General features: G+C 44.4%; 17 protein-coding genes. 15 read left to right on the top strand and 2 right to left on the bottom strand.

The window, feature by feature from the left end; translation table 11 throughout:
* Nucleotides 1-7 precede the first annotated feature (7 nt).
* Nucleotides 8-154 (bottom strand): lmo0937 family membrane protein, encoded by a 147-nt coding sequence (locus GC098_RS37180; RefSeq protein ID WP_171649344.1) that lies wholly within the window; start codon nucleotides 152-154, stop codon nucleotides 8-10.
* A 200-nt stretch (nucleotides 155-354) separates the two neighbouring features.
* Between GC098_RS37180 and leuC the strand changes: the two genes are divergently transcribed.
* The 15 genes from leuC (at nucleotide 355) to gyrA (ending at nucleotide 24,383) form a co-directional block, all read left to right on the top strand.
* Nucleotides 355-1,776: a 3-isopropylmalate dehydratase large subunit gene (leuC, locus tag GC098_RS37175; protein WP_171649343.1), complete on the top strand. Its 1,422-nt coding sequence runs from the start codon at nucleotides 355-357 to the stop codon at nucleotides 1,774-1,776.
* A 69-nt stretch (nucleotides 1,777-1,845) separates the two neighbouring features.
* Nucleotides 1,846-2,451, top strand: coding sequence for a 3-isopropylmalate dehydratase small subunit (gene leuD, locus GC098_RS37170; protein ID WP_171649342.1), 606 nt, complete (start codon nucleotides 1,846-1,848; stop codon nucleotides 2,449-2,451).
* A 319-nt stretch (nucleotides 2,452-2,770) separates the two neighbouring features.
* On the top strand, nucleotides 2,771-4,183 hold the full coding sequence (locus GC098_RS37165) for an N-acetylmuramoyl-L-alanine amidase family protein (protein ID WP_216625564.1): 1,413 nt from the start codon (nucleotides 2,771-2,773) through the stop codon (nucleotides 4,181-4,183).
* Nucleotides 4,184-4,252: 69 nt separating this feature from the next.
* Entirely contained in the window at nucleotides 4,253-4,837 is a 585-nt protein-coding gene (locus GC098_RS37160; RefSeq protein WP_171649340.1) for a GerMN domain-containing protein, read from the top strand.
* A 29-nt stretch (nucleotides 4,838-4,866) separates the two neighbouring features.
* On the top strand, nucleotides 4,867-7,581 hold the full coding sequence (locus tag GC098_RS37155; protein ID WP_171649339.1) for an S-layer homology domain-containing protein: 2,715 nt from the start codon (nucleotides 4,867-4,869) through the stop codon (nucleotides 7,579-7,581).
* Nucleotides 7,582-7,774: 193 nt separating this feature from the next.
* Entirely contained in the window at nucleotides 7,775-8,446 is a 672-nt protein-coding gene (gene nth / locus GC098_RS37150; RefSeq protein WP_057301741.1) for an endonuclease III, read from the top strand.
* A 26-nt stretch (nucleotides 8,447-8,472) separates the two neighbouring features.
* Entirely contained in the window at nucleotides 8,473-8,748 is a 276-nt protein-coding gene (locus tag GC098_RS37145; protein ID WP_171649338.1) for an NAD/NADP transhydrogenase alpha subunit, read from the top strand.
* A gap of 131 nt (nucleotides 8,749-8,879) precedes the next feature.
* A complete protein-coding gene (locus GC098_RS37140) occupies nucleotides 8,880-12,620 on the top strand; it encodes a dynamin family protein (RefSeq protein WP_246359182.1) in 3,741 nt (1,246 codons plus the stop codon).
* A gap of 270 nt (nucleotides 12,621-12,890) precedes the next feature.
* Nucleotides 12,891-14,720 (top strand): ABC transporter ATP-binding protein, encoded by a 1,830-nt coding sequence (locus tag GC098_RS37135; RefSeq protein WP_171649337.1) that lies wholly within the window; start codon nucleotides 12,891-12,893, stop codon nucleotides 14,718-14,720.
* Nucleotides 14,717-16,564 (top strand): ABC transporter ATP-binding protein, encoded by a 1,848-nt coding sequence (locus tag GC098_RS37130; RefSeq protein ID WP_246321182.1) that lies wholly within the window; start codon nucleotides 14,717-14,719, stop codon nucleotides 16,562-16,564. The genes GC098_RS37135 and GC098_RS37130 overlap by 4 nt, the downstream gene beginning before the upstream one ends.
* 556 nt (nucleotides 16,565-17,120) lie before the next feature.
* Nucleotides 17,121-17,936, top strand: a complete 816-nt coding sequence (locus tag GC098_RS37125) for a GDSL-type esterase/lipase family protein (RefSeq protein ID WP_171649336.1) — start codon at nucleotides 17,121-17,123, stop codon at nucleotides 17,934-17,936.
* A 14-nt stretch (nucleotides 17,937-17,950) separates the two neighbouring features.
* Nucleotides 17,951-18,913, top strand: coding sequence for an ABC transporter ATP-binding protein (locus GC098_RS37120; protein WP_171649335.1), 963 nt, complete (start codon nucleotides 17,951-17,953; stop codon nucleotides 18,911-18,913).
* A 15-nt stretch (nucleotides 18,914-18,928) separates the two neighbouring features.
* Entirely contained in the window at nucleotides 18,929-19,921 is a 993-nt protein-coding gene (locus GC098_RS37115) for a DUF2705 family protein (protein WP_029193094.1), read from the top strand.
* A gap of 28 nt (nucleotides 19,922-19,949) precedes the next feature.
* Nucleotides 19,950-21,917, top strand: coding sequence for a DNA topoisomerase IV subunit B (gene parE / locus GC098_RS37110; RefSeq protein ID WP_171649334.1), 1,968 nt, complete (start codon nucleotides 19,950-19,952; stop codon nucleotides 21,915-21,917).
* A 24-nt stretch (nucleotides 21,918-21,941) separates the two neighbouring features.
* Nucleotides 21,942-24,383 carry a DNA gyrase subunit A gene (gene gyrA, locus GC098_RS37105; RefSeq protein ID WP_171649333.1) on the top strand — a complete coding sequence of 814 codons (2,442 nt, stop codon included), beginning with the start codon at nucleotides 21,942-21,944 and terminating at the stop codon, nucleotides 24,381-24,383.
* On the opposite strand, the gene GC098_RS37100 is transcribed toward gyrA, so the two are convergent.
* Complete coding sequence (locus GC098_RS37100) at nucleotides 24,374-24,541, bottom strand: hypothetical protein (RefSeq protein ID WP_154669521.1); 168 nt, start codon at nucleotides 24,539-24,541, stop codon at nucleotides 24,374-24,376. The genes gyrA and GC098_RS37100 overlap by 10 nt on opposite strands.
* Nucleotides 24,542-24,593 lie beyond the last annotated feature (52 nt).

The raw sequence follows: 24,593 nt of genomic DNA, 5'->3' as shown, positions 1-24,593 counted from the left end.
AGTAATGTTAACTGCCTCTTCTACCTGTAACCAAGTTGAATACCAATGATATGACGGCCAAAACGAGAAGAAGATGGATTAAATTCCCTCCGATATCAAACCCAATTCCTAAAGCCCACATGACGAGAAATACAACGAAAATTGTCCAAAGCATAGTAACACATCCTTTTCAAAATGTCATAATTGCTTATGCAAGTTACTAACCGCCTTTTTTAAAATCGAATCATCCTATAGGAATAATCTATGAAGCTTATAGTTATTATATCTTGGAGCTATGACGTTATCCGTGCTAAACTACGTTATGAGGGTAAGACATTAACAATTAGAGCGGATAATGACAAGAGGTGACTGGATATGAGTAAAAAGACAATGTTTCAGAAGATTTGGGATAATCACGTTATTAACCAGGAAGAAGGCAAGCCCAGCGTAATCTATATTGATTTGCAGCTGGTACATGAAGTAACTTCACCGCAAGCATTTGAAGGCCTTCGTTTATCAGGTCGCAAAGTTCGTAGACCGGATCTTACGTTTGCAACGATGGATCATAACGTTCCGACGAAGGATCGTTTCAACATCACAGATCCTATTTCCAAACAACAAATTGATACACTTTCGCAAAACTGCCGTGATTTCGGCGTTACGTTGTTCGACCTAGACAGCCTTGATCAAGGTGTTGTACACGTTATGGGACCTGAGCTAGGACTTACACATCCAGGTAAAACAATTGTTTGCGGCGATAGCCACACTTCGACACATGGCGCATTCGGCGCACTTGCTTTCGGTATTGGAACGAGTGAAGTGGAGCACGTTCTTGCTACACAAACGCTGCAACAATCCAGAGCGAAATCATTGGAAGTACGCATTACAGGCAATCTGAAACCAGGCGTAACTGCGAAAGATTTAATTCTTGGCGTTATTGCTAAATACGGTACAGACTTTGCAACGGGTTATGTTATTGAATATACCGGCGAAGCGATTCGTGGTCTTTCCATGGAAGAGCGAATGACGGTTTGTAACATGTCCATTGAAGGTGGAGCTAGAGCTGGTCTTATCGCTCCTGACGAAACAACATTTAACTACCTGCGTGGTCGTGAATACGTTCCACAAGGTGCTGACTTTGACGCTGCAGTGGCAGAATGGTCTAACCTTGTTACTGACGAAGGCGCTACGTATGACTGGGTGCTGGAGTTTGATGCTGATTCTTTGATTCCGCAAGTGACCTGGGGAACTAGCCCGGGAATGGGGACGAGTATTACATCACTAGTTCCGGATCCGCAAAGCTTTGAAACAGAAAATGAACGTAAAGCTGCTGAAAAAGCGCTTGAATATATGGATTTAACACCAGGAACGCCAATGACTGAACTGAAAGTTGATTATGTTTTCATCGGTTCTTGTACAAATGGTCGTATCGAGGATCTTCGTGCAGCTGCTAAGATTGCACAAGGCTACACGGTAGATCCGAGTGTTACAGCTATCGTAGTTCCAGGTTCAGGACGTGTTAAAATTCAAGCTGAGAAAGAAGGCTTGGACAAAATTTTTGAGGGTGCAGGCTTCGAATGGCGCGATGCAGGCTGCAGTATGTGTTTGGCTATGAACCCAGACGTTCTGCAACCAGGTCAACGCTGTGCATCAACATCCAACCGTAACTTCGAAGGTCGTCAAGGCCGCGGTGGACGTACGCATCTCGTATCTCCAGCAATGGCTGTTGCTGCAGCAATCAAAGGTCATTTCTACGACGTTCGTGATTGGGAAATCAAAGAATACCAACAAGCTTAATTTGGGCTGATTAAAGCAATGCTTACGATGCTAGTTTTGCTAAAGCAAAACTTTAAGGAGAATGAAAACATGGAAGCTTTTAAACAACATACAGGCCTAGTCGGTCCTGTAGATCGCGTGAATGTAGATACAGATGCCATTATTCCTAAGCAATTTCTTAAAAGAATTGAGCGTTCCGGTTTCGGTCAATTCCTCTTCTTCGAATGGAGATGGGATGAGGCGGGCAAGGTTATCGAGAACTTCCCATTAAACCAAGATCGTTATCAAGGAGCTTCCGTCCTGCTCTCCAGAGCGAACTTCGGCTGCGGATCTTCCCGTGAGCATGCACCTTGGGCTATTCAAGATTTCGGCTTCCGCGTCATTATCGCGCCGTCTTATGCGGATATCTTCTACAACAACTGCTTCAAAAACAGCATTCTGCCAATCAAGCTATCGGAAGAGCAAGTAGATGATTTGTTCGCTCGTACAGCGAAGCATGAAGGCTACAAGCTGAATGTCGATCTTGAGAACAAAACTCTCACTGATGAATACGGCTTGAAAATTCAGTTTGATTTGGATGAGCACCGTCGTCAGTTCCTGCTGCAAGGCTTGGATGACATCGGCTTAACACTTCAACATGAAGAGAAAATCACAGCCTATGAGCAAGCTCACCAAAAACGTTTGGCTTATAAATAAAATGTGATCATAGAAGACGCAATCCAATGAGCTCTTGCATTGGTTGCGTCTTTTTTTATTCTAGTTGCATGAACTCAGACCTAGCTTTTAGCTAGGTTTTTTTATTCTTCTTTTTTTGCAACTTTTGGCAGTTTTCCGCGTCTAATAGATTACTAGAATGTCGATTGAACGGAGGTTTTGCTGTCGGGCATATGATTATTTTGATACAATGGACACGTTGCTGCTAGTTTTTAAAAGATAGATTTTAAGAGTACGAATTTACGACCCCAATTCCGACATTACATAGAGGTGAATGATGAAATTTCCTGCATTTTGTTTAATGCTGCTAGTTTGCATGCTGCTTCTCCCTACTTATGCGATGGGAGCTGAGTCTCCCAGTGGAATTATGCTTTATATGAATGAAAAAAAGCTGGTGTCTAACGAAGTTCAGCCCCGTATAGTAAGTGGCAATACGATTGTACCTGTAAGGATTATCGTTGAAGAAATTGGTGCCAAGGTGACTTGGGATGAATCCACACGCAAGGTAACCATCGTCAAAGGCGATATGAACATTCAATTGGTTATCGACAGTAAAACGGCCCTGATTAAAGGCAAAAAGGAAAGTTTGGAAGTAGCGCCAATCATCGAAAAAGGCAACACGATGCTCCCACTTCGTTTCATTGGTCAATTTATGGGTATTGAATTTAAATGGGACTCTTTAACCTCTTCTGTTCATATGTTCAAAAAAGATGATTCGGATTCCAAACCTGTTACAGGACCTATCGATGTTGTAGATGGCCATAATCCTGGCGAAGTAACACCTCCAAAACCGCCGGTGCCAGGTACAGGCACAGATCCAGGAACGATTAAACCCGATCCTAATGCCCATTTGTTGACTTCGATTGTCCTATCTGAGAAGGAGTTATCCGTAGCCGCGAAAGACGGCTCTTTAGTTCCGACTATGATGAAATTATCGAACCCGAATCGCATTGTGTTTGACTTCCCTAACACAACTTTAGATCCTTCTCTCCAGAAATTACTTGTAAATAATGCGGGGGAGCTGCCATCTAAGCATCCTCTGGTTGAGAAAGTGCGCTTTTCTAACTTTGCTGATAACCCTGCTACGGTAAGAATTATTTTGGATTTGAAAGGTCCAGCTGACTATCGCGTTCAGCCTTCTAAGCTTACGAATCAATGGACAGCTTCGATAGTAGAGCATCAGTTAACCGTGGTGATTGATGCAGGACACGGGGATAATGATCCTGGTGCATTATCTATAACTGGCAAGCATGAGAAGGATTTTACACTCGCTACAGCGAAGAAGGTAGAGAAGCTTCTTGTTCAGGACAAGCGTGTAAATGTCCTTATGTCTCGTTCGGATGATACGTTCATTCCACTGGATGACCGTGTTTCTTTCGGGAACGACAATCAAACAGATCTTTTCCTATCGATTCACGGGAATAGCGCCAAAGCTTCGGTATCGGGAACAGAAACGTATTATAACAGACCGGAAAGCTTAGCTTTTGCTAATGTCATCCACAAAAATGTGGTTGCCGCTGCTGGATTTCCTGATCGTAAGGTACGACAAGCTGATTTCAGGGTCATCACGAAAACGACAATGCCGGCTGTTCTGGTCGAGGTGGGGTATTTGTCTAATAAGAACGATGAATCTGCCATGTACAAGGATGCTTTTCAAGACAAAATAGCGGCTTCTATCGTTGCTGCCATCAAAGAATACCTGAACCTCAAATAAGAGACGAAAGCTTAAACCGTATGCTTTCGAAGTTCGTTTTGCTATGCAAAACGCTAAGGAGTGAGTGAGATGACCAAAACAAGTCGCCTATTCCATGGGGTGCTTCTTGTAAGTGCCATCACGTTGTCTGTAACCGCCTGCGGTCAGAAAGGTCAACTCGTAGGTGGAGCAACACCGCAAGCTACGATTGCGCCGACCCCTACAACGGTGGTACAAAGTCCTGCACCAACCCCAACAGCAACACCAGAACCTTTAAAGCAAAAAAAGGTCAAAGCCTTTTACAGTGATCAGGACGAAATGAAACTTATAGAAAAAGAAGTCACAATCAGCTACAAACAGGACGCTGACGTGTATGAAGTCGCACTAAACGCACTCAAAAAGAGTGATGATCCTAAAGCGATTCCTTTATTTGATGATCTTACATTCACAAGCACTTCGTTTGATAAAGCTAAGGGTGAATTGAAGCTTGATCTCAAATTTGGTCCCAAAACGCAATTAGGCGCTCCGGGTGAGGAGTTGTTTTTACAAGCTTTGAAGAAAACCGTGTTTCAATTTCCAGAAGTGAAGGCTTTATATGTGCTGAAAAACGGCAAACAAGTGGATAGCTTAATGGGGCATTTAGAGCTTCCGTATCCAATTAAACGACCTAATTAAATGTAGTAGCAGAGGAGTCTAAATCAACGATGAGAAACAAGAAATTAGCAAGTGCAATTGTTAGCTCTTTAATTATTACAAGCCTGGCGGGGACGCCAGTTTTGGCAGCAGAGTCAGTAAATACGACATCAACAAGTAATGTAAAGCTTTCTTTCCCTGATGTAAAATCGGACTATTGGGGTATTCGACATATATCCAAACTTGCTTTGGAAGGCATTATTGAAGGCTACGAGGATGGGGCTTATCGAGCAGAGAACTCGGTTTCACAACAAGATGTCCTTATTATGGCTACTCGGATGATGGGCTTGCAAGGCGAAGTAGATGCAATGACGACAGCAACGGTGTTTCCAGATTTCATGCTGGTTGATAACTATGCGCGTAATTATGTAGCTATTGCTCTCCAGAAAGGCTTAATCTCCAACGAAGAAGAGAAAGTTAGAAGCCAAAGTGATAAGTCCAAAGATAAATGGGGTGGGCGGAAGGCAACGAGAGAATGGGTAGCTGAAGTAGTGATTCGCGCTATCGGTAAGGCAACTACCGCACAAAGCTTATCGTCTACACCAACGGCTTTCAAAGATAATAATGACATTAGCAGCTCAACATTGGGCTTTGTTAATGCAGCTGTGGCTTTAAAGGTTGTTGATGGCTTTGAAGATGGCACGTTCCAACCTAAAGGGGCTGTAACGCGTTCTCAAATGGCAGCTTTTTTAAGTCGCTCGCAAAAGGAGCTAGCTACATTGCCTTCACGTGTTGTGAAAGGCTACATGACTAGCTTAACGAGCGGCACAATTGGTCTTATGGATAAAGACGGGAATACGAGTACATATAAACTTTCACCGAACACGGTGTTTTACGGTAATAAAAGTGATACGGCGATAGCTGCGAAAACACTGCAAGAAACGTTTGAAGTTTCGCTCGTTCAAGTGAATGGAACAGCCTATTATGTTGAAATCATTAGTGATGAGCTTCAGCTTGATATCCATGAGGGCAAACTGTTGAAATTGAATATGACTAACCTAAAGGCCACTTTAGATGATTTTGAGAGCTATGATTTAGCGCCGGATGTTGCTGTCACTGATACGGAAGGACGTGGCCTGAGCCTAGCTTCTATCGTAAATGGCAGTACAATTCAATTGCGCAAAAGCAAGATCGTCAAAACCGATAAATATACGTCCATCATAGTTAAGCAGGTGCCCGTTAATAAAACAGTAGATGGCGCGATTCAGACGATTAATAAAGATGCCATGCAAATTACGCTTCTTGACACTGTATCAGGGCAGCCTGAAACTTATGGTTTTTCAAGTAATTTGATTGCGACTTTACCAGATAACAGCCTCGTAGATATCAATTCTCTTCACGTTGGAGATTCGGTCGAGTATACGGTTAAGAACAGTGAAATTGTGAAAATCGTAATTAAAAAGCAAGCGGATGTTGGTGTAAGTGTTGAGGGGACTTTGAAAGCACTTGGCGATGATAAAACATTTTTAACGATAACCAAGACAGCTGGCGGGGCATTAGCATCTTATACTCTTAGCGATAATGTGCAAGTCAGAATTAATGGTTTAGCCACGGCTAGTATTTATGATATTGCTCCAGGAGATCAACTTAAGCTGGATGTTTTGAACAATAAAGTAACTTTAATTACTGTAACCAACCGTTCTATTGAGAACTTATACTTTGCAAAAATTATTTCTTACGATCAAGCATCGAAATTATTAACCGTTATAGATAATACAGGTAAACCGCATGCTTATATTTTAAAAGATACTGTTTCCATTTCATATGCAGGAGTGAAGCTTCCTTTTGCAAACTTTAGCAGCACATTTACGGCCGGCAAATATGTAGATTTACTTGTATCAAAAGATAATGTCACTCAAATTCAAATGTCCTCCCAACTGGATGGCGCATTAACACAATTAAATTTACAAACGAATGATATTACATTGAAAACGGACAGCGGTCAAAGCTTGACATTCAAGCTTAATTTCGCTCCACAGGTTGAGCTTGCTAATAAACCGAACAGTGCGCTTTCTGACTTAAAAGTTGGGGATAATGTTAGTTTATTATTAAGCTTCGATCAGGGGATTGTCACGAAAATTGTGACAAGTAAAACGGCACTTTATAAAACGATTTTATCTAATGTGAACAGCAAGCAAATTACCGTGACGGATCAGTCAAACACTTCGTTTGCTGTTTCCCTAGAAGGTGTTCCAATCGTCAAAGCGGATCAAAGTGTAGGTTCTATTACAGACTTTGCAATCGATGACTATGTGAAGCTGACATTCAAAGGTCTGGCTGTTGTAAAAGCAGAGCTGATCAGTCCTGTGCGCGGTAAGGTTACAGCTGTGAATGCGGCTAGCTCAAGCTTAACCATTCAAGATTATTCAGGTAAAAGTCAAGTGATAAACGCTGGCAGCAATTATGACGTTAAACTTAATGGCGGCGTAGCATGGAGTTTCACTTCCATCAAAGTGGGCGACCGTGTTCAAGTGATGAAAGACGCCAATGACAAACTTCTTATTCAAGTAGCAGTAGGATCTAAACGGGAAGTGGATAACTACAATAACGTCGTGAACCAATTTTACTTCAAAGCTACAAGCACCGGAGAAAAAACGGCTTATAGTATTTTCCCAAGAGCCTATTTCCATAAAGGAACTGACGTTGTGTCGGCATCATCCTTTACAGCTGGAGATCAAGTAACTCTTTATGTGTTAGACGATAAAATTGTTGAAATTGAGAAATAAATTTGAACGAAAATTACGTTCATCCGTCTGTATATTAGGAGCTTGACTTCTAAGGCAGGCGGTTTTTTTCTAATTTATAAAATAAATATGGCAATTATTTAGAAAATGTTCGCATTTTGACGCTTTCAAGCATTGATTCTAACGCCACAATTCGCTACACTGGAGATTATTACGACCCTAAGGAAGTAAAGACATGACACAGAAGTTAGTAAGGCATATTTTGGATACAATCGGTGAGCTCTTTCCGGATGCACATTGCGAGCTGCGCCACAGTAATCCGTTTGAATTAACGATTGCTGTATTATTATCGGCTCAATGCACCGATGAAACCGTGAATAAGGTGACATTGGATTTATTTCAGAAATATAAGCGTCCTGAAGATTACTTGGCCGTTCCACTTACGGAACTGGAGCAAGACATTCGACGGATTGGATTATTTCGAAATAAGGCAAGCAATATTCAAAAGTTGTGTCAATTGCTGCTGGACAAGTTTGAAGGCGAAATTCCAGAGAAGCACGAACACTTGGTCGAACTGCCCGGCGTAGGCCGCAAAACGGCAAATGTCGTCGTATCGAACGCTTTTGGAGTACCTGCTATTGCGGTAGACACCCATGTGGAGCGAGTCTCCAAAAGACTAGGATTAGTTGGCTGGGACGATTCGGTACTTGAAGTTGAAAAGAAGCTGATGAAGAAGGTTCCGCGTGAAGAGTGGACACAAACGCATCATCGTCTTATATTCTTCGGTCGGTATCACTGCAAAGCTCAGAACCCGCAGTGTACGATATGTCCATTGTTGGACAATTGTCGTGAGGGTAAGAAACGTATGAAACCAAGTGCAACTAGGAAAACTATTACAAACAAATGATATGCAGACAAAGGATGGGATTTGAAATGAAATGCATCGCCGTATACACGAATAGCTTTGAACTGTTCTCCGATATTTATGAGCAAGTAATTAACACGCCCCTAGCCGATAATGAGGAAAAAGTCATTGAAGGTGTAACAGTCAGTGAATCCGGTGAAGTTCCTCAGAATTACATAGACAAGATGAAAACGAAATCCGAGGTCGTGGTTATGAAAGTAAAAGACTCCGACATTACGATTTTGCAGCATCGCGATGTCTTTGAGATTTTCTTGCCGGAAAAAGAAAATGCAGTAATGTCCTAAAACCTAAATCTCCCTTTGGGAGATTTTTTTCTGTAGATAAGAAAGTATAAGTCTTATACTTTTGCTTCGCATCTACCTTGACAAACGCTCTCGTCCTGAAGGACGACGGAGTCGTTTATCCTTGGTTATGTTTGGATAGAAGAACGGATCATAAGGAGCGGAATGGACGAATGACGCAAATGGTGGATATAAGCATCTCGGTCATGCCGGATGCGATCAGAAACATGCAGGTTAATCTGCAAACAAAAGGGGATTACGACAACGCAAGCAAGCTAGGTCAGCTGCTTGATAAAATAGACGCTGGACGGATGAATATAGCGTTCTGCGGTCATTTCTCAGCGGGGAAATCGACCCTGATTAATCAGCTTTGTGGGCACGCCTTGCTGCCATCCAGCCCGATTCCAACAAGTGCAAACATCGTGAGTATTCGTAATGGATCACCAGGTGCTCATGTTACGCATCGCATGAAGGATGGCACAGCAAACAATCTGGGAAAACCGAAGACGATTGCGCTTGAAGAATTAGAAGCATATTGCGTAAATGGTACGGATATTGAAACGGTAGAGATTACGTATCCCATTCCATTTCTAGGCAGTCATACGGCGCTGCTAGATACTCCTGGGATTGATTCTACGGATGACGCTCATCATCAATCTACGGAGTCGGCTTTACATCTTGCCGATGTAGTTTTCTATGTCATGGATTACAACCATGTTCAATCCGAAGTCAATCTCGCGTTCACGAAGAAGATGAAGGAGTGGGGTAAGCCGCTCTACTTGGTTGTAAATATGATTGATAAACACAAAGAATGGGAGCTTCCTTTTGCCCAGTATCAGGAGGGGACGAAGCAAGCTTTCTTGAGCTGGGGCATCGAGCCGGATGATTTGCTGTTCGTGACCATGAAGGAGCCGAGTCATCCGCATAATGAGTATGCGAAGCTGCAATGGCTCCTAAGTCGCTTGATTGAGCGCGGTGATGATCTGCGAAGCTTCAGCATCGACGCTTCCGCGCGTTATCTTGCAGCAGAGCACGGCAAGTGGTTGGCTGATCAGCATGAGCCGCAGAAGGCGGAACTCATGGAACAAATCAGCCAAGAAGGTGACGTGCAGGAGGTTCAGGCGCAAGCTGCTGCGAAGCAGGAAGAGCTTGCGGCAGTGAAGGGACGCCCGGAAGCGTTAACGGCGGCCCTCCGTAAGGAAGTTGGCATGATTATCGAGAATGCCAATATAACACCAGCCTTGACCAGGGATCAGGCTCATGCGTATTTGGAGAGCCGTAAGCCCGGGTTCAAGGTAGGCTTTTTCTCGCGAGCTGCGCAAACAGCTCTGGAGACGGAGAAACGCTTGGGAACATTTCAGGCGGATTTGGCTGAGCAGGTAGAAGCCCAGCTGGATTGGCATCTGAGGGATGCTTTGAAGAAGGCCGCGCAGGAGCAAGGGCAGCATGATCCTGCTCTTACCGCGCAGATCGAAGCGCTGAAGGTTGATGTGACGACGCAGTGGCTTGCAGCACAAGTGAATGCTGGCGCAACCTTCGGCGGCGAATATACGCTCAACTACATGAAGCAGGTGTCCTCTGATATTAAACAGCAGTATCGCAAACAGGCGTTTGCGGTAATTGATCTGATCGCGGCTGCAGTCCGCGAAGGGTCTGCGCAAGCAGCTGACGCGCTTGCGGCAGAGCTCGAGGCGCTGGGCGTCCGCCTTAGCGCCTGCCAGGAACTGCAGCGCCTCGAGGAAACCGAGGCGGAGGCAGAGGCCCAGCTGCTGCGCATGGCCAGCTGGCCTAGACCGTCTGCGCCGGCGCTGCCGGCTGCGCAGCAGTACACGGCCATGGAGGAGACGGCAGCCGCCCCGCTGAGCGGGGGGCTTCACGTGACCTCCATGGGCACGATCCTGCAGGCCGCTGCCACGGCATCGGCGGCCGCAGGCGCTGATGACGCTGCCCCTGCCGAGGCAGCGTCATCAGCGCCTACCGCGTTCACCTCGGGTGAACACGGTAAGCGCATGGAGCGCAAGGCCGCCGACTTACAGGCGGCTTCAAACCTCATCGAGGGCCTGCCGTCGATGAGGTCGATCGCGCGCTCCATGCGCGAGAAATCGGAACGTCTGCGGCAGCGGACGTTCACGATCGCCCTGTTCGGCGCCTTCAGCGCCGGCAAATCCTCTTTCGCCAATGCGTTGATTGGTGAAAGAGTGCTGCCGGTCTCGCCGAACCCAACGACGGCGGCGATCAACAAGATCCTGCCGCCGCAGGAAGGTTGGCCGCATGGCACAGCCAAGGTTAAGATGAAGAAGACGGACGCGATTCTGCAGGACGTTCTCTATTCTTTGGACATACTGGGCGTGCAGGCGACAGACATGCTATCTGCCCTCAAACGCATAAGCGCACTTTCTCCAGCGGACGTGACGGCCAAAGGGAAGCCGCACTATTCCTTCCTGAAGGCAGTGGAGAAAGGCTGGGCTCTCGCCCAAGATCATTTAGGCACTGAACTGAAAATCACCAAAGACGAGTTCCCAAGCTATGTTGCAGATGAATCTAAGTCCTGTTTTGTTGAATTTATCGAATTATATTATTCCAATCCATTGACGGAACAAGGCATTATATTCGTTGATACGCCAGGGGCCGATTCCATTAATGCCCGACATACTGGGGTAGCTTTTAACTATATTAAAAATGCGGATGCTATTCTTTTCGTTACTTATTACAATCACGCCTTCTCGCAAGCAGATCGCGAGTTTCTTTTACAGCTCGGACGTGTGAAAGACAGCTTTGAGATGGATAAAATGTTTTTCATCGTCAATGCAGCTGATCTTGCCGCTAGTTCGGAAGAATTAAATGGCGTAATTAAACATGTGGAAACGAATTTGCTGCAGCACGGCATCCGAAATCCACGTATTTATCCAATATCCAGTTATTTGGCTGCAGAGGGCAAAATAACAGGGAACGAAGATCTGGTTACCCAATCTGGCATTCAGCCATTTGAGCAAGAATTCGTGAAGTTTACTTTCAATGAACTTAGCGACGTTGCTATCCATGCTGCTAATTTGGAGCTGAATCGCGCGATTGCTACCATGCAGCAGTGGCTGGAGCGTGCGCAGTCTGGGGAGGAAGAACGGAAGCTTCAGTTGACCAAGCTCGGACAAGCGGAGAAAGCCGGAACAGAGCTTTTGGAAAATACCCTTTATGACGCGGAGCTCAAAGAACTAAAGAAAGAAATTCAGGAGCTTTTGTACTACGTCAAGCAGCGCACGATGTACCGCTTCGGTGAATTATACAATTATGCCTTTAATCCTTCGACCTTCAGGGATGATGCTAGAGATCCGAAGCAAGCTCTGCAATCCGCATGGGGTGAGCTGCTGCGAATGATTGGCTACGATTTATCCCAAGAGGTGTTGGCCACAACGCTTCGGGTTGAAAATCGCATGAATCTGATTAGCAGTAGCCGTGTAAAACGCTGGGAAGAGCAGCTTGGTGAGTTGATGGAAGGATTCGAAAGTGGAACGTATGAATCAAGTAAGTTCGTAACACCTGAAATTACGTCCAAACTAGAAGTTCCAGATGTAAGCTTGAAGCTGCTCCATAGTCATTTCAAGAATGCGAAGCAATTTTTCGAAGGCGATGGCAAAAGCAAGCTCAGAGCAGATTTGGAAAATCGGATGAACACGCCTGTGGCAGAATTTATCGAGCAGCAAACAAAGGAGCTTGAACAAGCTTATGCAAATCAGTTGGAAAACTGGCTTGCAACTCAGAAAAATCTGATGCTGCAACAGCTGAATGAGCATGCTGAAGGGCTTCGTGATGCTCTCGAAATGAAGATTGATTTGAACGAACTTATATCCAAACAGCATCAATTAAAGGCTTTTGTTTAATGATTAAACAAAAGGGTTGGTCGGGTTCTATTGAACTTGGCCAACCCTTTATTGCGTATTGCCATGTAAGGGCTTACATCGTTGGTTATCGGGATGATTTTAAAGAATAGGGGGGATTCCTGCAAGTTTTTGTGAAGTTATGGGCATTTAAGCGTTTAAATCCTCGTATCCTCTGATTGCTCGCTAATAGGGATGGTGTTAAGATTCATTAGGTAATAAAACGCTTTCTAAGCTTTTCCAATTTATCCTTCTTGAGGAGGGGGCCCCAAAGTGGAAGTGTTCAGGCAACTGAAGCCGTATTTTTGGCCAGAGAAAAAATTATTTTTTGGAGCAATTGCATGTTTAGCGGTGGCCACCGCGCTCGGTCTCGTTTATCCGAATTTACTACGGTATTTAATCGACGACGTAATCACGCAGAAACAATTTCAGCTTGTTCCCAGATTAGCACTTGTAGTCGTAGTGGTCGTTTCAATGAAAGGGATGTTTCAATTTCTTCATGGCTTATGCGGAGGTCGTCTAGGTAACCGCGTCGCGTATCATTTGCGTAATGCGCTGTACAACAAGCTTCAGTACTTATCCTTTCAATACTATGATCAGGCAAGAACTGGAGACTTAATGTCTAGATTGACTGCTGATTTGGAGGCCATTCGACAGTTTATCGGCTTCGGCTTTGCTCAGCTCCTGAACGTGATGCTGATGCTGGTTTTCGGCATGGGGATGATGTTCTCGATTAACTGGAAATTGGCTCTACTTACGATGATTACGATGCCTTTTCTAGCGTTTACCGCCATTCGTTTTGAAGGTAAAATTCATCCGGCTTTTCGGATGGTACGTCAATCCCTCAGTACGATGACCACAGCGGTACAAGAAAACATTACAGGGGTTCGAACAGTGAAATCGTTTGCACGCGAACCGCATGAAGTAACGAAGTTTTCAGCACGCAATGAAGATTATAAGGCCATGAATATCGAAACCTCAGGGATCTGGGCGAAGTATTTTCCAATCATGGAGATTTTGGCGAATTTAAGTGTCGTCACTTTGCTCGGAGTTGGCGGATACATGGTGATCGAGAATACCATTACACTAGGAGAACTCGTTGCTTGCTTCAGTCTCATCTGGTACATCATTGGACCGATGTGGGGTCTGGGCTTTCATATCAATAACTTCACACAAACTAAAGCTTCGGGCGAGAAAATTTTGGAAGTTTTGAATCATTACATGCATGTGAAAGATCAACAAGAAGCGATTGCTTTGAAGAGTGAACATGTAAAAGGTCATGTACGTTTTGATCATGTCACATTTTCATATCCGGAAAAACAGCCTGCACTTTATGATTTCTCAGTTGATGCTCCTCCTGGTTCTGTTATAGGTCTCCTAGGCAGCACAGGCTCGGGTAAAACAACAGTAATTTCATTGCTAATGAGGGCTTATAACGTTAAAGAAGGCAAGGTTATGTTAGATGGTCAAGATATTCGCTCTTTACAAGTTGAAAGCTATCGCAATCAGATTGCTACTGTTTTCCAAGAAACATTCTTGTTTTCATCTACAATACGCAACAATATTTCCTATGGACGTAAAGATGTGACGATGGATGACATTATTCGAGCAGCTAAGCTGTCCAAAGCGCATGATTTCATTATGGAGCTTCCGGAAGGGTATGACACGGTTGTTGGCGAGCGCGGTCTAGGCTTGTCTGGTGGTCAAAAGCAGCGGATTGCCATCGCTCGGGCACTTATAAAGGATCCTAAAATTCTCGTTCTAGACGACGCGACAAGCGCGGTTGATATGGAAACGGAACATGAGATTCAAGCAGGCTTCGGCGAGGTTATGAAAGGGCGTACAACATTCATTATTGCTCACCGGATTTCTTCCTTGAAGCATGCCGATGAAATTATTGTTCTGGATAAAGGACGGATTGTACAAAGAGGCACACATCAGGATCTGCTGCAGCAAGAAGGTCTTTACCGTCAAACCTATGACATTCAGTATGCGGATGGTCCTCAGAAATCGGCTGCAAGCAGCCAGGCTGCGGCAACAAAGGATACGGATGTGGATGCGTTAAACCATTCTCCATTGCAAGAAAGAAGGTTAGCACATTGAGTACTAATTCGACGCAAGCCGAGGCATCTGCCAAAAAAGAAGATTCCCAAGCGGGGCAACGATTCGTATATCAAGATGATGAACTGATTGAAAAGCCTTTTGATTGGGGTCAGTTAAAACGTTTATTTAGTTATATGAAGCCTTATAAGAAACAGATGCTGCCTATTATTATTATTATGATGCTGGTAGGAGCAATCACCAAGCTAACCATTCCACTGCTTATTCGTGAAGCCATTGATAATTCCATCATTCCTAAGGATAAGAATCTACTTTTCCTAATCGTTGGGATCATGCTTACGGTATATGTCATTCAATGGCTAGCCAATACATTCCGTATTAAATATACGAATATGATTGGTCAGCGCGTCATCTACGATCTGCGTCATGATTTATTCAGTCATATTCAGAAGCTGTCGTTTCGTTTTTTCGATACACGCCCAGCAGGCTCTGTGCTCGTTCGAGTAACAAACTATGTGAATTCTTTGCAAGATTTGTTCACGAACGGTGTTGTTAACTTATTAATTGATGTTGTGCAGCTCTGCGGCATTATTATTATTTTGTTGACGTTTAATTTCAAATTAGGCGCGTCGATCATCGTGACGGTTCCGATTATGTTCCTCATATCGACTCAGCTGCGGAAAAAGATTCGTCGTGCTTGGCAAGACGTGACGATGAAGCAATCCCGTCTGAATGCTCATTTAAATGAATGCATACAAGGCATCAAAGTTACACAAGCCTATACGCAAGAAAAAGAAAATATCCAATTCTTCAACAAAATGAATATGGTCAATCGGTTGTCTTGGAACCGTGCTTCCATGCTCAATCAATCGTTTGGTCCTCTTATTGAAATTACGGGAGCCGTTGGCTATTGCATTCTGTTCTGGCTAGGCGCGCATTTAATTCAAACGGAAGAAATATCTGTCGGTTTGTTGGTTGCATTCGCTACTTACATAGGCTATTTCTGGGAACCTATTACGCGGTTAGGACAAATGTATTCCCAACTGCTCATTGCAATGGCTTCAGCGGAGCGGATCTTCGAGTTTATTGATGAGGAACCTACTGTGGCTGAAATCGAGGGTGCTAAAGATCTATCAAGTATCCAAGGGAATGTGAAATTTGAGAATCTCGTATTTGAGTATGAGCCTGGCAGACCTGCACTCAAGGGCATTAATCTGGATGTACAGGCTGGTCAATCCATCGCTCTGGTTGGTCATACAGGTTCGGGTAAAAGTACGATTATGAATTTATTATGCCGTTTCTATGATCCAAATGAAGGCAAAATACTTATCGATGGCCAAGATATTCGTCATGTAACCATCCAAAGCTTACGTTCACAGATCGGAGTCGTGCTTCAAGATACGTTTATTTTCTCTGGCACTATTCGGGATAATATCCGCTTCGGTCGTCTTGATGCAACGAATGAAGAAATTGAGCTTGTAGCTAAGGCTGTTCATGCACATGATTTTATCATGAGTTTGCCAGCTGGCTATGATACAGAGGTCCAAGAGCGCGGTAACGTACTCTCGATGGGTCAGCGTCAGTTGATTTCCTTCGCTCGCGCACTGCTTGCGAATCCTCGTGTACTTATCTTGGATGAAGCAACGGCTAGTATTGATACGGATACTGAGCTCAAAATTCAGGAAGCTCTCAAAACGCTGCTTGCTGGTCGAACCTCCTTCATCGTCGCGCACAGACTTTCTACGATTCGGAATGCTGATAAAATCGTAGTGCTCGATCATGGGCGTATGATGGAGATCGGTAATCATGATGAGCTCATGAAGGAACAAAAGATTTATTTTGGACTTATTCAAGCCCAATATAAATTTTTGCAGGATGCGGTTTAACGTTCTGAGAAAAAGCTGTTTAACTGCTAAGGCGGTTAAACGGCTTTTTTCGGTGAATGCAGTAAGTTTAGTGCGGATGTGCGTTGCTGGCGTTGATGAAAAGCCTTCTCAGTCTACGTGAACAAGTCTCACCATGCTATTTGCTCACAATAGGCGCGGTTTTCAACCTTATCTTGGTCAACATCGGGCGAAAGCGCGGAAACCGAGCCTATTTCGTATCATCACCAAGCGAAAGCTCGAAAAACGACTTCTCAGCCTACCTAAACCAACCAATCCACGGTATAGCGTAAAATAGACCGTCTGAGGAGCGTATTCGCTGTGAAACTGCCAAGAGACATCCCAAATGGACGTCTTAAGCAGCACTGACCTTCCCAAAGCCGCAAATTTGCTGGAATACGGCCAGCTATTCTGAATCCAGCACAAATTTTCAAAATAAATGAAAGTAGCAACTCACGATCCCTTGTGGGCCTGTTCCGTATTGTAATGTTTGCAAAATTATTCAAGAAGCTATACTCTTAGAGTGAATTATGCCATTTATTCGCAGGAGGGGACTTCCTTGAGATCATCTCGTTTTATGTGGGGAGCAATTGGCCTTACAGCTTCGATATCTACGATTGTTTTCGCAGTAGGCTTTGCTTACGCGGCGAATCAAATATTATTTCCCAAAGCATCCGGAGACCTCAATCTTGTAACGACTGCACCTAAGAAAGAAACAATGATTGAGAGTAAAAGTAAGCTGCAAATTGTTGCGCTTGGTGATTCATTAACTGCAGGAACAGGTGATAACACTGGCAAAGGATACGTTGGACGTGTCCGCGAAAAGCTGGAGAAGGAAAGCGGTAAGCCGGTATTCGTGCTTAATAATCTGGCGATTCCAGGCTATAAGAGTGACCAACTTCTCTCTGATTTAGCTCTGAAAAAGACGCAGGACGCACTCGCTCAGGCGGATATCATTTTACTCACGATTGGTGGCAATGATATTTTTGCTGGTGGGGAAGGGCTTTTTAAAGGAGATAATCAGACGGAGTTTAACCCAGAGGGTGCGCTGAAACGCGTAGAACCCGCGCTGGCCAAGATGGAGAAGGTTATACAAGCGATTAATATGGCCAATCCGAATGCAACTGTGTTGTATGTTGGTTTATATCATCCTTTTCTTGATTTAGATCCCAAAAAAGAAGGTTCGCTTATTGTACAGCGATGGAATAACAGTGTCTTTGAGATGATGAATCGTTATCCTCGAATGGCCATTGTCCCGACCTATGATTTGTTTGAACAAAATTTGATCAAATATTTGTCCTCAGCCGATCATTTTCATCCTAACGGGGACGGCTATGAGCGCATTGCCGATCGGATTGTACAAATTCTGAAGTAGGGGAGGCCAAGCAGATGGCTGTAGCAGCAGTTCCAACAACGGTTTTATCTGTGAAAAATTTAAAAAAACGAATTAAAAATAAAGAGATTATTAAAGGGATTTCATTTGATGTATACGCGGGTGAGATCTTTGGTTTCCTAGGACCCAATGGATCGGGCAAAACAACGACGATTCGGATGCTCGTTGATTTAATACGTCCGACTGAAGGGTCTATTCAGATTTGTGGGCACGATGTTCACAAGGAGCATAATCAAGCGATGCGGCATGTCGGTTGCATTGTCGAGAATCCCGAGTTATATTCCTATTTAACAGGTTGGGAAAATCTCGAGCATTTTGCAAGAATGCTGCCGAATGTCGATGAGAAACGAATCCAAGAGGTTGTTGAGATCGTCTCCATGGATCAACGTATTCACGATAAGGTACGTACTTATTCCCTTGGTATGCGTCAACGGCTTGGTATTGCACAGGCACTGCTTGGGCGACCTAGTTTATTGATATTGGACGAGCCGACGAATGGTCTCGATCCACAAGGGATTAAGGAAATGAGGGAGTTCATTCAACGTTTGGCAGCGGGTGGACTTAGCTTGTTCGTGTCCAGCCACTTGCTTAGCGAGATTCAGCAAATGTGCCATCGTGTAGCCATCATTAGTCATGGTGAAGTCATCAAAGTGGGAGCCGTCGATGATTTGGTCGCTCAAGGCGGCAAAGTCGTGTGGTCCGTGTCTCCGGCCGACAAGGCCGAGGGGCTTTTAAAGGCGTCGCCACTCGTGCAAGCCATTGAGGAAGTTTCTCTAGAAAGTCCATTAGGCTTACCACTGGCGGTGAAGCAAATCGTTACACAAATGGACAAGGAAAACGTTCCGCAGGTAAGTCAGCATTTGATGGAAGCAGGAATTAGCCTCTTTGCTGTAGAAATCAAAAATCCAACACTGGAAGATTTGTTCTTGAGCCTAACCGAGGGTGAAAGAATTGAGTAGGGGAAGGTGAAAGAATTGCTTAGTTTATATGCCCTTGTTAAGAATGAATGTATTAAAATGATTAAGAAAAAACGCTTTTATGTTATCCTACTTATACTTCTTGCATTAATCCCTATGTTCACTTATGCTCAAATGCGAGTTGCCCAAAATACACAAAAGCAGTTTGGTACAACAGACTGGAAGGCGGACCAACGGCAGAAAATTGCCGACTGGGAAAAGCGTTTAAGCTCAGCTCGAACGCCGGATGAGTGGAAACAACAGCTTAGAGTGCAAATTCAAATCGCTAACTATTATCTTGAAAAGGATGTAGATCCGAGTACACCGAATGCGGTTACTTTTACACGCGAGTTTGTGAAAAATGCGGTTGGTTTATTCATTCCACTCATTATCATGGTCATTTCCGCTGACATCGTATCATCTGAGCATTCTACGGGGACTATTAAATTATTGTTGACAAGACCGGTCCGGCGATGGAAAATCCTATTGAGTAAATTAATTACGGTAGTCTTCTTTACTTCGCTAACCGTATTGTCCACTGGTGTCTTATGTTATTTGATTTCTGGTGTTGTTTTCGGCTATAACGGATGGACGATGCCTGTTTTTACAGGTATTCAGCTGACAGGCACAGAAGTGGATTTCAGCCTTGTACGTGCAGTTGATCAATGGTTCTTTCTTATCATGGAGTTTGGATTAGTTTGGTTCTCAGCATTAGTTGTAGCACTTATGTCACTGATGCTATCTGTTCTCATTCGTTCCACAGCAGCAGGTATGGGGGTCATGCTTGCCGTATTAATATCAGGAACCATTCTTTCGAACATGGTGTCATCTTGGGAAACTGCGAAATATTTGTTTATGGTCAATTTGGACTTAACCAAATATTTAACTGGAGGCCTTCCGCCAATTAAAGGGATGGACTTGACCTTCTCACTTAGCGTTTTAAGTGTGTGGGCGATCGCTTCACTCATCGTTTCATTTACGGTATTTTCACGAAAAGATGTTTTGAATTAACGGTTAACTTAGATAAAGGAGGGCTTCAATGTCCGAGCAGCTAGAATTTGCGAAAGGAATAGCCCCAACATCGAATTATGAGGCTGATGATATACAAGTCCTGGAAGGTCTTGTAGCGGTTCGTAAAAGACCAGGGATGTATATTGGTAGTACAAGTGCATCGGGTCTACATCACTTGATTTGGGAGATCGTGGACAATGCGGTTGACGAGCATCTTGCCAAACATTGTTCCAAGATTAATGTGACGATACATAAAGATCAGTCCATTACGGTTCAGGATAATGGTAGGGGGATTCCAACCGGTATGCATAAGACCGGCGTGCCCACTCCTCAAGTTGTATTTACGATCTTACATGCCGGCGGTAAATTTGGTGGAACAGGCTACAAGAAGTCTGGCGGACTTCATGGTGTTGGCGCATCGGTAACAAATGCTCTATCCGAATGGCTGGAAGTAGAAATTTACCGAGATAGCAAGGTGCACAAAATGCGCTTTGAATATTGGGTTGACAATGCAGGAATCGAGCATGTTGGTGAACCAGTTACTGGACTTGAAGTCGTAGGAAATACCAATCGCACAGGAACGAAAGTAACTTTCAAGCCTGACAAACGCGTATTTCAAGGCGGAACAACCATAAACTACGATACTTTAGCTGAACGTCTGCAAGAAATTGCTTTCCTCAACTCAGGACTTCTCGTAAACTTGAAAGACGAACGGTCGGATAAGCTAGATACTTTTCAATATGAGGGTGGCGCAAGTCAATTTGTTGAATTCCTGAATGAGGAAAAAACAGTTCTTCATCCTGTGATTCACTTTGCTTCAGAAAAGGATGAAATCGAAGTAGAGGTGGCCCTGCAATACAATGATGGCTACACGGAAACGATCGCTTCCTTTGTAAACTCAATCCCTACTCGCGGCGGCGGTACCCATGAGACTGGGTTCAAAACAGCTTATACACGCGTCATGAATGAATATGCCCGTAAAGGGGGCATTATCAAAGAAAAAGAAAAAAATCTTGATGGTACCGACCTTCGTGAAGGAATGATGGTTGTTATCAATATCAAGATGGGCGATGTTGAATTCGTTGGGCAAACGAAAGATCAGCTTGGAAGCGCTAATGCAAGAAGTGCAGTGGATGCGGTTGTTTCTGATAAAATGACTGTTTTCTTGGAGGAAAATCCGCAAATCGCGCAAATGATGCTGAAGAAGGCTGTACAAGCTTCCAAAGCACGGGAAGCTGCTCGTAAAGCGCGGGAAGAAATTCGCAGCGGTAAAAAAGGGAAGAGTGAGAGCTCGAACCTGAATGGTAAGCTAACCCCTGCACAATCGAAGGATTTGCAGCGTAATGAGCTGTTCATTGTCGAAGGAGATTCCGCAGGCGGTTCAGCGAAGCAAGGACGTGACTCCAAGCACCAGGCTATTTTACCGCTCAAAGGAAAACCGATGAATCCCGAGAAATCCAAGCTTCTCGATATCATGAAAAATGATGAATACAAAGCGATCATCGCCGCCATTGGGGCTGGAGTTGGCTCTGAATTCGAAGCAGAAGAAATGAATTACGGTAAAATTATTATTATGACAGATGCAGACACGGATGGTGCTCACATTCAGGTTCTGCTTTTGACCTTCTTTTACCGCTATATGAAGCCATTGATTGATCAGGGTAAAGTGTTCATCGCACAACCACCGCTTTATAAAGTGACAAGAAAAGGCAAGAATGGCGGATACAAGTACGCCTGGACCGACGATCAACTACAGGTTGTTGTCAAAGAACTTGGTAAGAACACCGAGCTGCAGCGTTATAAAGGTCTTGGTGAGATGAATCCGGAGCAGTTGTGGGAAACGACGATGAATCCGGAAAGCCGTACCTTGCTGCAGGTACAGATTGAAGATCCTGCTAAAGCGGAACGACGTGTAACAACATTAATGGGCGATAAGGTAGATCCACGCAAGCGGTGGATTATCGAGAACGTCGATTTTACCGAATATGTAGAGTAGACCAAAAAGAGTGGTGACTGAAAGTTGAACATATTAGAAGAGTTTTTACCTGCCTTTCTGGAGGAGATCGTTGGCGATCGTTTCGGGCGTTATTCTAAATATATTATTCAGGATCGCGCGATTCCAGATGTAAGGGATGGTTTGAAGCCAGTACAACGACGTGTATTGTACGCAATGTACGACTCTGGCAATACCCCTGATAAACCTTATCGCAAATCGGCCAAAACCGTCGGTGATGTCATGGGGAATTACCATCCGCACGGAGATGCCTCCATTTATGATGGTATGGTTCGTATGGCGCAGCCGTGGAAGATGGGCCACACACTCGTGGATGGCCATGGTAACTGGGGTTCACTGGATGATGATCCGCCGGCAGCAATGCGTTACACAGAGGCTAGACTTTCTGAGATCGCGATGGAACTTCTGCGTGATATTGAGAAACGTACAGTCATGTTCAAGGATAACTTCGATAATTCCACGAAGGAGCCCGTTGTGCTCCCTGCACGGTATCCGAACTTACTCGTGAATGGTGTCAGCGGGATTTCAGCTGGGTTCGCAACAGAAATTCCACCGCATAATTTACGTGAAATCATTGATGCCTGCACAGCCATGATTGACAAGCCTGAGATCACAGTCGATGAGTTGATGACGATCGTCAAAGGACCGGATTTCCCGACTTCCGGCATTATCATGGGTGAAGAAGGCATTCGCGAAGCTTATCGCACGGGAAAAGGCCGTATTTACATACGTTCCAAAACAGCGATAGAAGATATGCGCGGCGGCAGACAACAAATTGTAATCACGGAGATCCCTTATCAAGTTGTCAAATCTCGTCTGGTTACAGCTATGGAGAATATTCGCCTTGAGAAGAAAATCGAAGGAATTGCCGAAGTACGCGATGAAAGCGGTCGTAATGGGTTGCGAATTGTCGTGGAGCTTAAGAAAGAAGCCGATGCCAAGGGTATTTTGGCTTACTTACTGAAGAAGACGGACTTGCAAATAACCTACAATTTCAATATGGTTGCGATTGTGAATAAAGCACCACGTCAATTGGGTATTCGTGAAATTCTTGAAGCTTACATTGGACATCAGAAGGAAGTTGTTACGTTCCGTTCCCAATATGAGCTCGAGAAAGCCGAAGACCGCGCACATGTGTTAGAGGGACTTGTCAAAGCCCTTAACATTTTGGACGAAGTTATCGCAACGATTAAGGCTTCCAAGAATCGTCAGGATGCGCAAAACAACCTTGTTGAGAAGTTTGGATTCTCAGAGCGTCAAGCAGATGCTATTCTTGTTTTGCAATTATACCGATTAACGAATTTAGAAATCACAACGCTTGAAAAAGAGTTGAAAGATGTAGAGAAAACGATTGCTTATTTACGTGGAATTCTTGGCAGCTTGAAGAAGCTGTTAGGTGTAATTAAAGATGAAATGGGCGAAATCCGTAAGAAGTATGGCATCGACCGCCGCTCGGATATCCAAGGTGAAGTAGAGGAACTGAAGGTTAATCTTGAGGTACTCGTGAACGCGGAAGACGTCCTTGTTACGTTGTCCAATGAAGGTTACTTGAAACGGACGAGCAAGCTTTCGTTCACACGATCAGGTGGAGAGCTAGAGAATACAGGACTGAAGGATGGCGATTACTTGCGCTTCCTGCTCGACGTGAATACGATCGAAAGCTTGTTGATCTTCACGAAGAAGGGGCAATATTACTTATTGCCTGTCCATCAAGTGCCGGAGTATAAGTGGAAAGAGAACGGAACCGCGATTGTGAATGTCATTCCTATTGCCAAGGAAGATCGCATTGTAAACGTTATTCCGGTGAAGGGCTTTGAGGATCCGACTAAGTCGCTTGTGTTCGTCACACGCAAAGGACAAGTGAAACGTACAGAGCTGAAAGAATATATGACGAACCGCTCAAACGGAATCGTTGCTTGTAAGCTCGGTGAGAATGACGAAGTCCTTCATGTACACCTAAGTGACAATACAAAAGAAATATTGCTTGTCACGAAGCAGGGCATGAGTATCCGTTTCCGTGAGGAGGAAGTAAACCCGATGGGCCGTGGGGCCGCGGGTGTGCGCGGCATCCAGCTCAAGGAAGACGATGAAGTCGTCTCGGCCGAGTGGATTTATGGGGATGAGGGAGAAGTGTTGGTCATCTCGGACCTCGGGTATGCGAAGCGTTCCCTAGTTGTGGATTATCCCATCCAAGGACGCGGCGGGAAGGGCATACTTACCTTCGAATTTAAAGAAGGCAAGCGTGTGAGACCTAATGGTTCAGCGTTAATACGCACATTTATCGTGAAAATGGATTATCTCATTACGGCTGTCATGAGTAATGGGGAGAAGCTGCGTTTCTCAACAGAGACAGCACCTCTGGAGGATCGAAAAGCACAAGGTAAACAACTTATACCTGTTTCCAAAACAGAAGCGATTGTAGAGATCTTGAGATTTCCTCAATCATAGCTGATTGTAGGTGGATCCAGCTTCTCAATGAGCATAAAAGCTAACTCCAATAGGACCCACAGGGGCATCGGTTCGTCTAATCGATCCAGCCACTGTGGGTCTTTCATTATGCCAGCCTCTAGTGCCTTTTTACCAAGCTCTATTTTCCAAGCTTCCACCTTAAACCACTCCTTTGAGTTTTCTTTTGAAAAAAAACGGTACATACCTGCA

This window comes from Paenibacillus phytorum (genome assembly GCF_013141715.1).
Classification (GTDB): Bacteria; Bacillota; Bacilli; order Paenibacillales; family NBRC-103111; genus Paenibacillus_E; species Paenibacillus_E phytorum.
The sequence above is the reverse complement of the archived record's forward strand: the minus strand, read 5'-3'. Positions and strand labels throughout refer to the sequence as shown.

Bases quoted from the DNA above. Each gene is read 5' to 3' on its own strand.
- GC098_RS37180 (WP_171649344.1), bottom strand. From the start codon at position 154: ATGCTTTGGACAATTTTCGTTGTATTTCTCGTCATGTGGGCTTTAGGA.
- leuC (WP_171649343.1), top strand. From the start codon at position 355: ATGAGTAAAAAGACAATGTTTCAGAAGATTTGGGATAATCACGTTATT.
- leuD (WP_171649342.1), top strand. From the start codon at position 1,846: ATGGAAGCTTTTAAACAACATACAGGCCTAGTCGGTCCTGTAGATCGC.
- GC098_RS37165 (WP_216625564.1), top strand. From the start codon at position 2,771: ATGCTGCTAGTTTGCATGCTGCTTCTCCCTACTTATGCGATGGGAGCT.
- GC098_RS37160 (WP_171649340.1), top strand. From the start codon at position 4,253: ATGACCAAAACAAGTCGCCTATTCCATGGGGTGCTTCTTGTAAGTGCC.
- GC098_RS37155 (WP_171649339.1), top strand. From the start codon at position 4,867: ATGAGAAACAAGAAATTAGCAAGTGCAATTGTTAGCTCTTTAATTATT.
- nth (WP_057301741.1), top strand. From the start codon at position 7,775: ATGACACAGAAGTTAGTAAGGCATATTTTGGATACAATCGGTGAGCTC.
- GC098_RS37145 (WP_171649338.1), top strand. From the start codon at position 8,473: ATGAAATGCATCGCCGTATACACGAATAGCTTTGAACTGTTCTCCGAT.
- GC098_RS37120 (WP_171649335.1), top strand. From the start codon at position 17,951: ATGGCTGTAGCAGCAGTTCCAACAACGGTTTTATCTGTGAAAAATTTA.
- parE (WP_171649334.1), top strand. From the start codon at position 19,950: ATGTCCGAGCAGCTAGAATTTGCGAAAGGAATAGCCCCAACATCGAAT.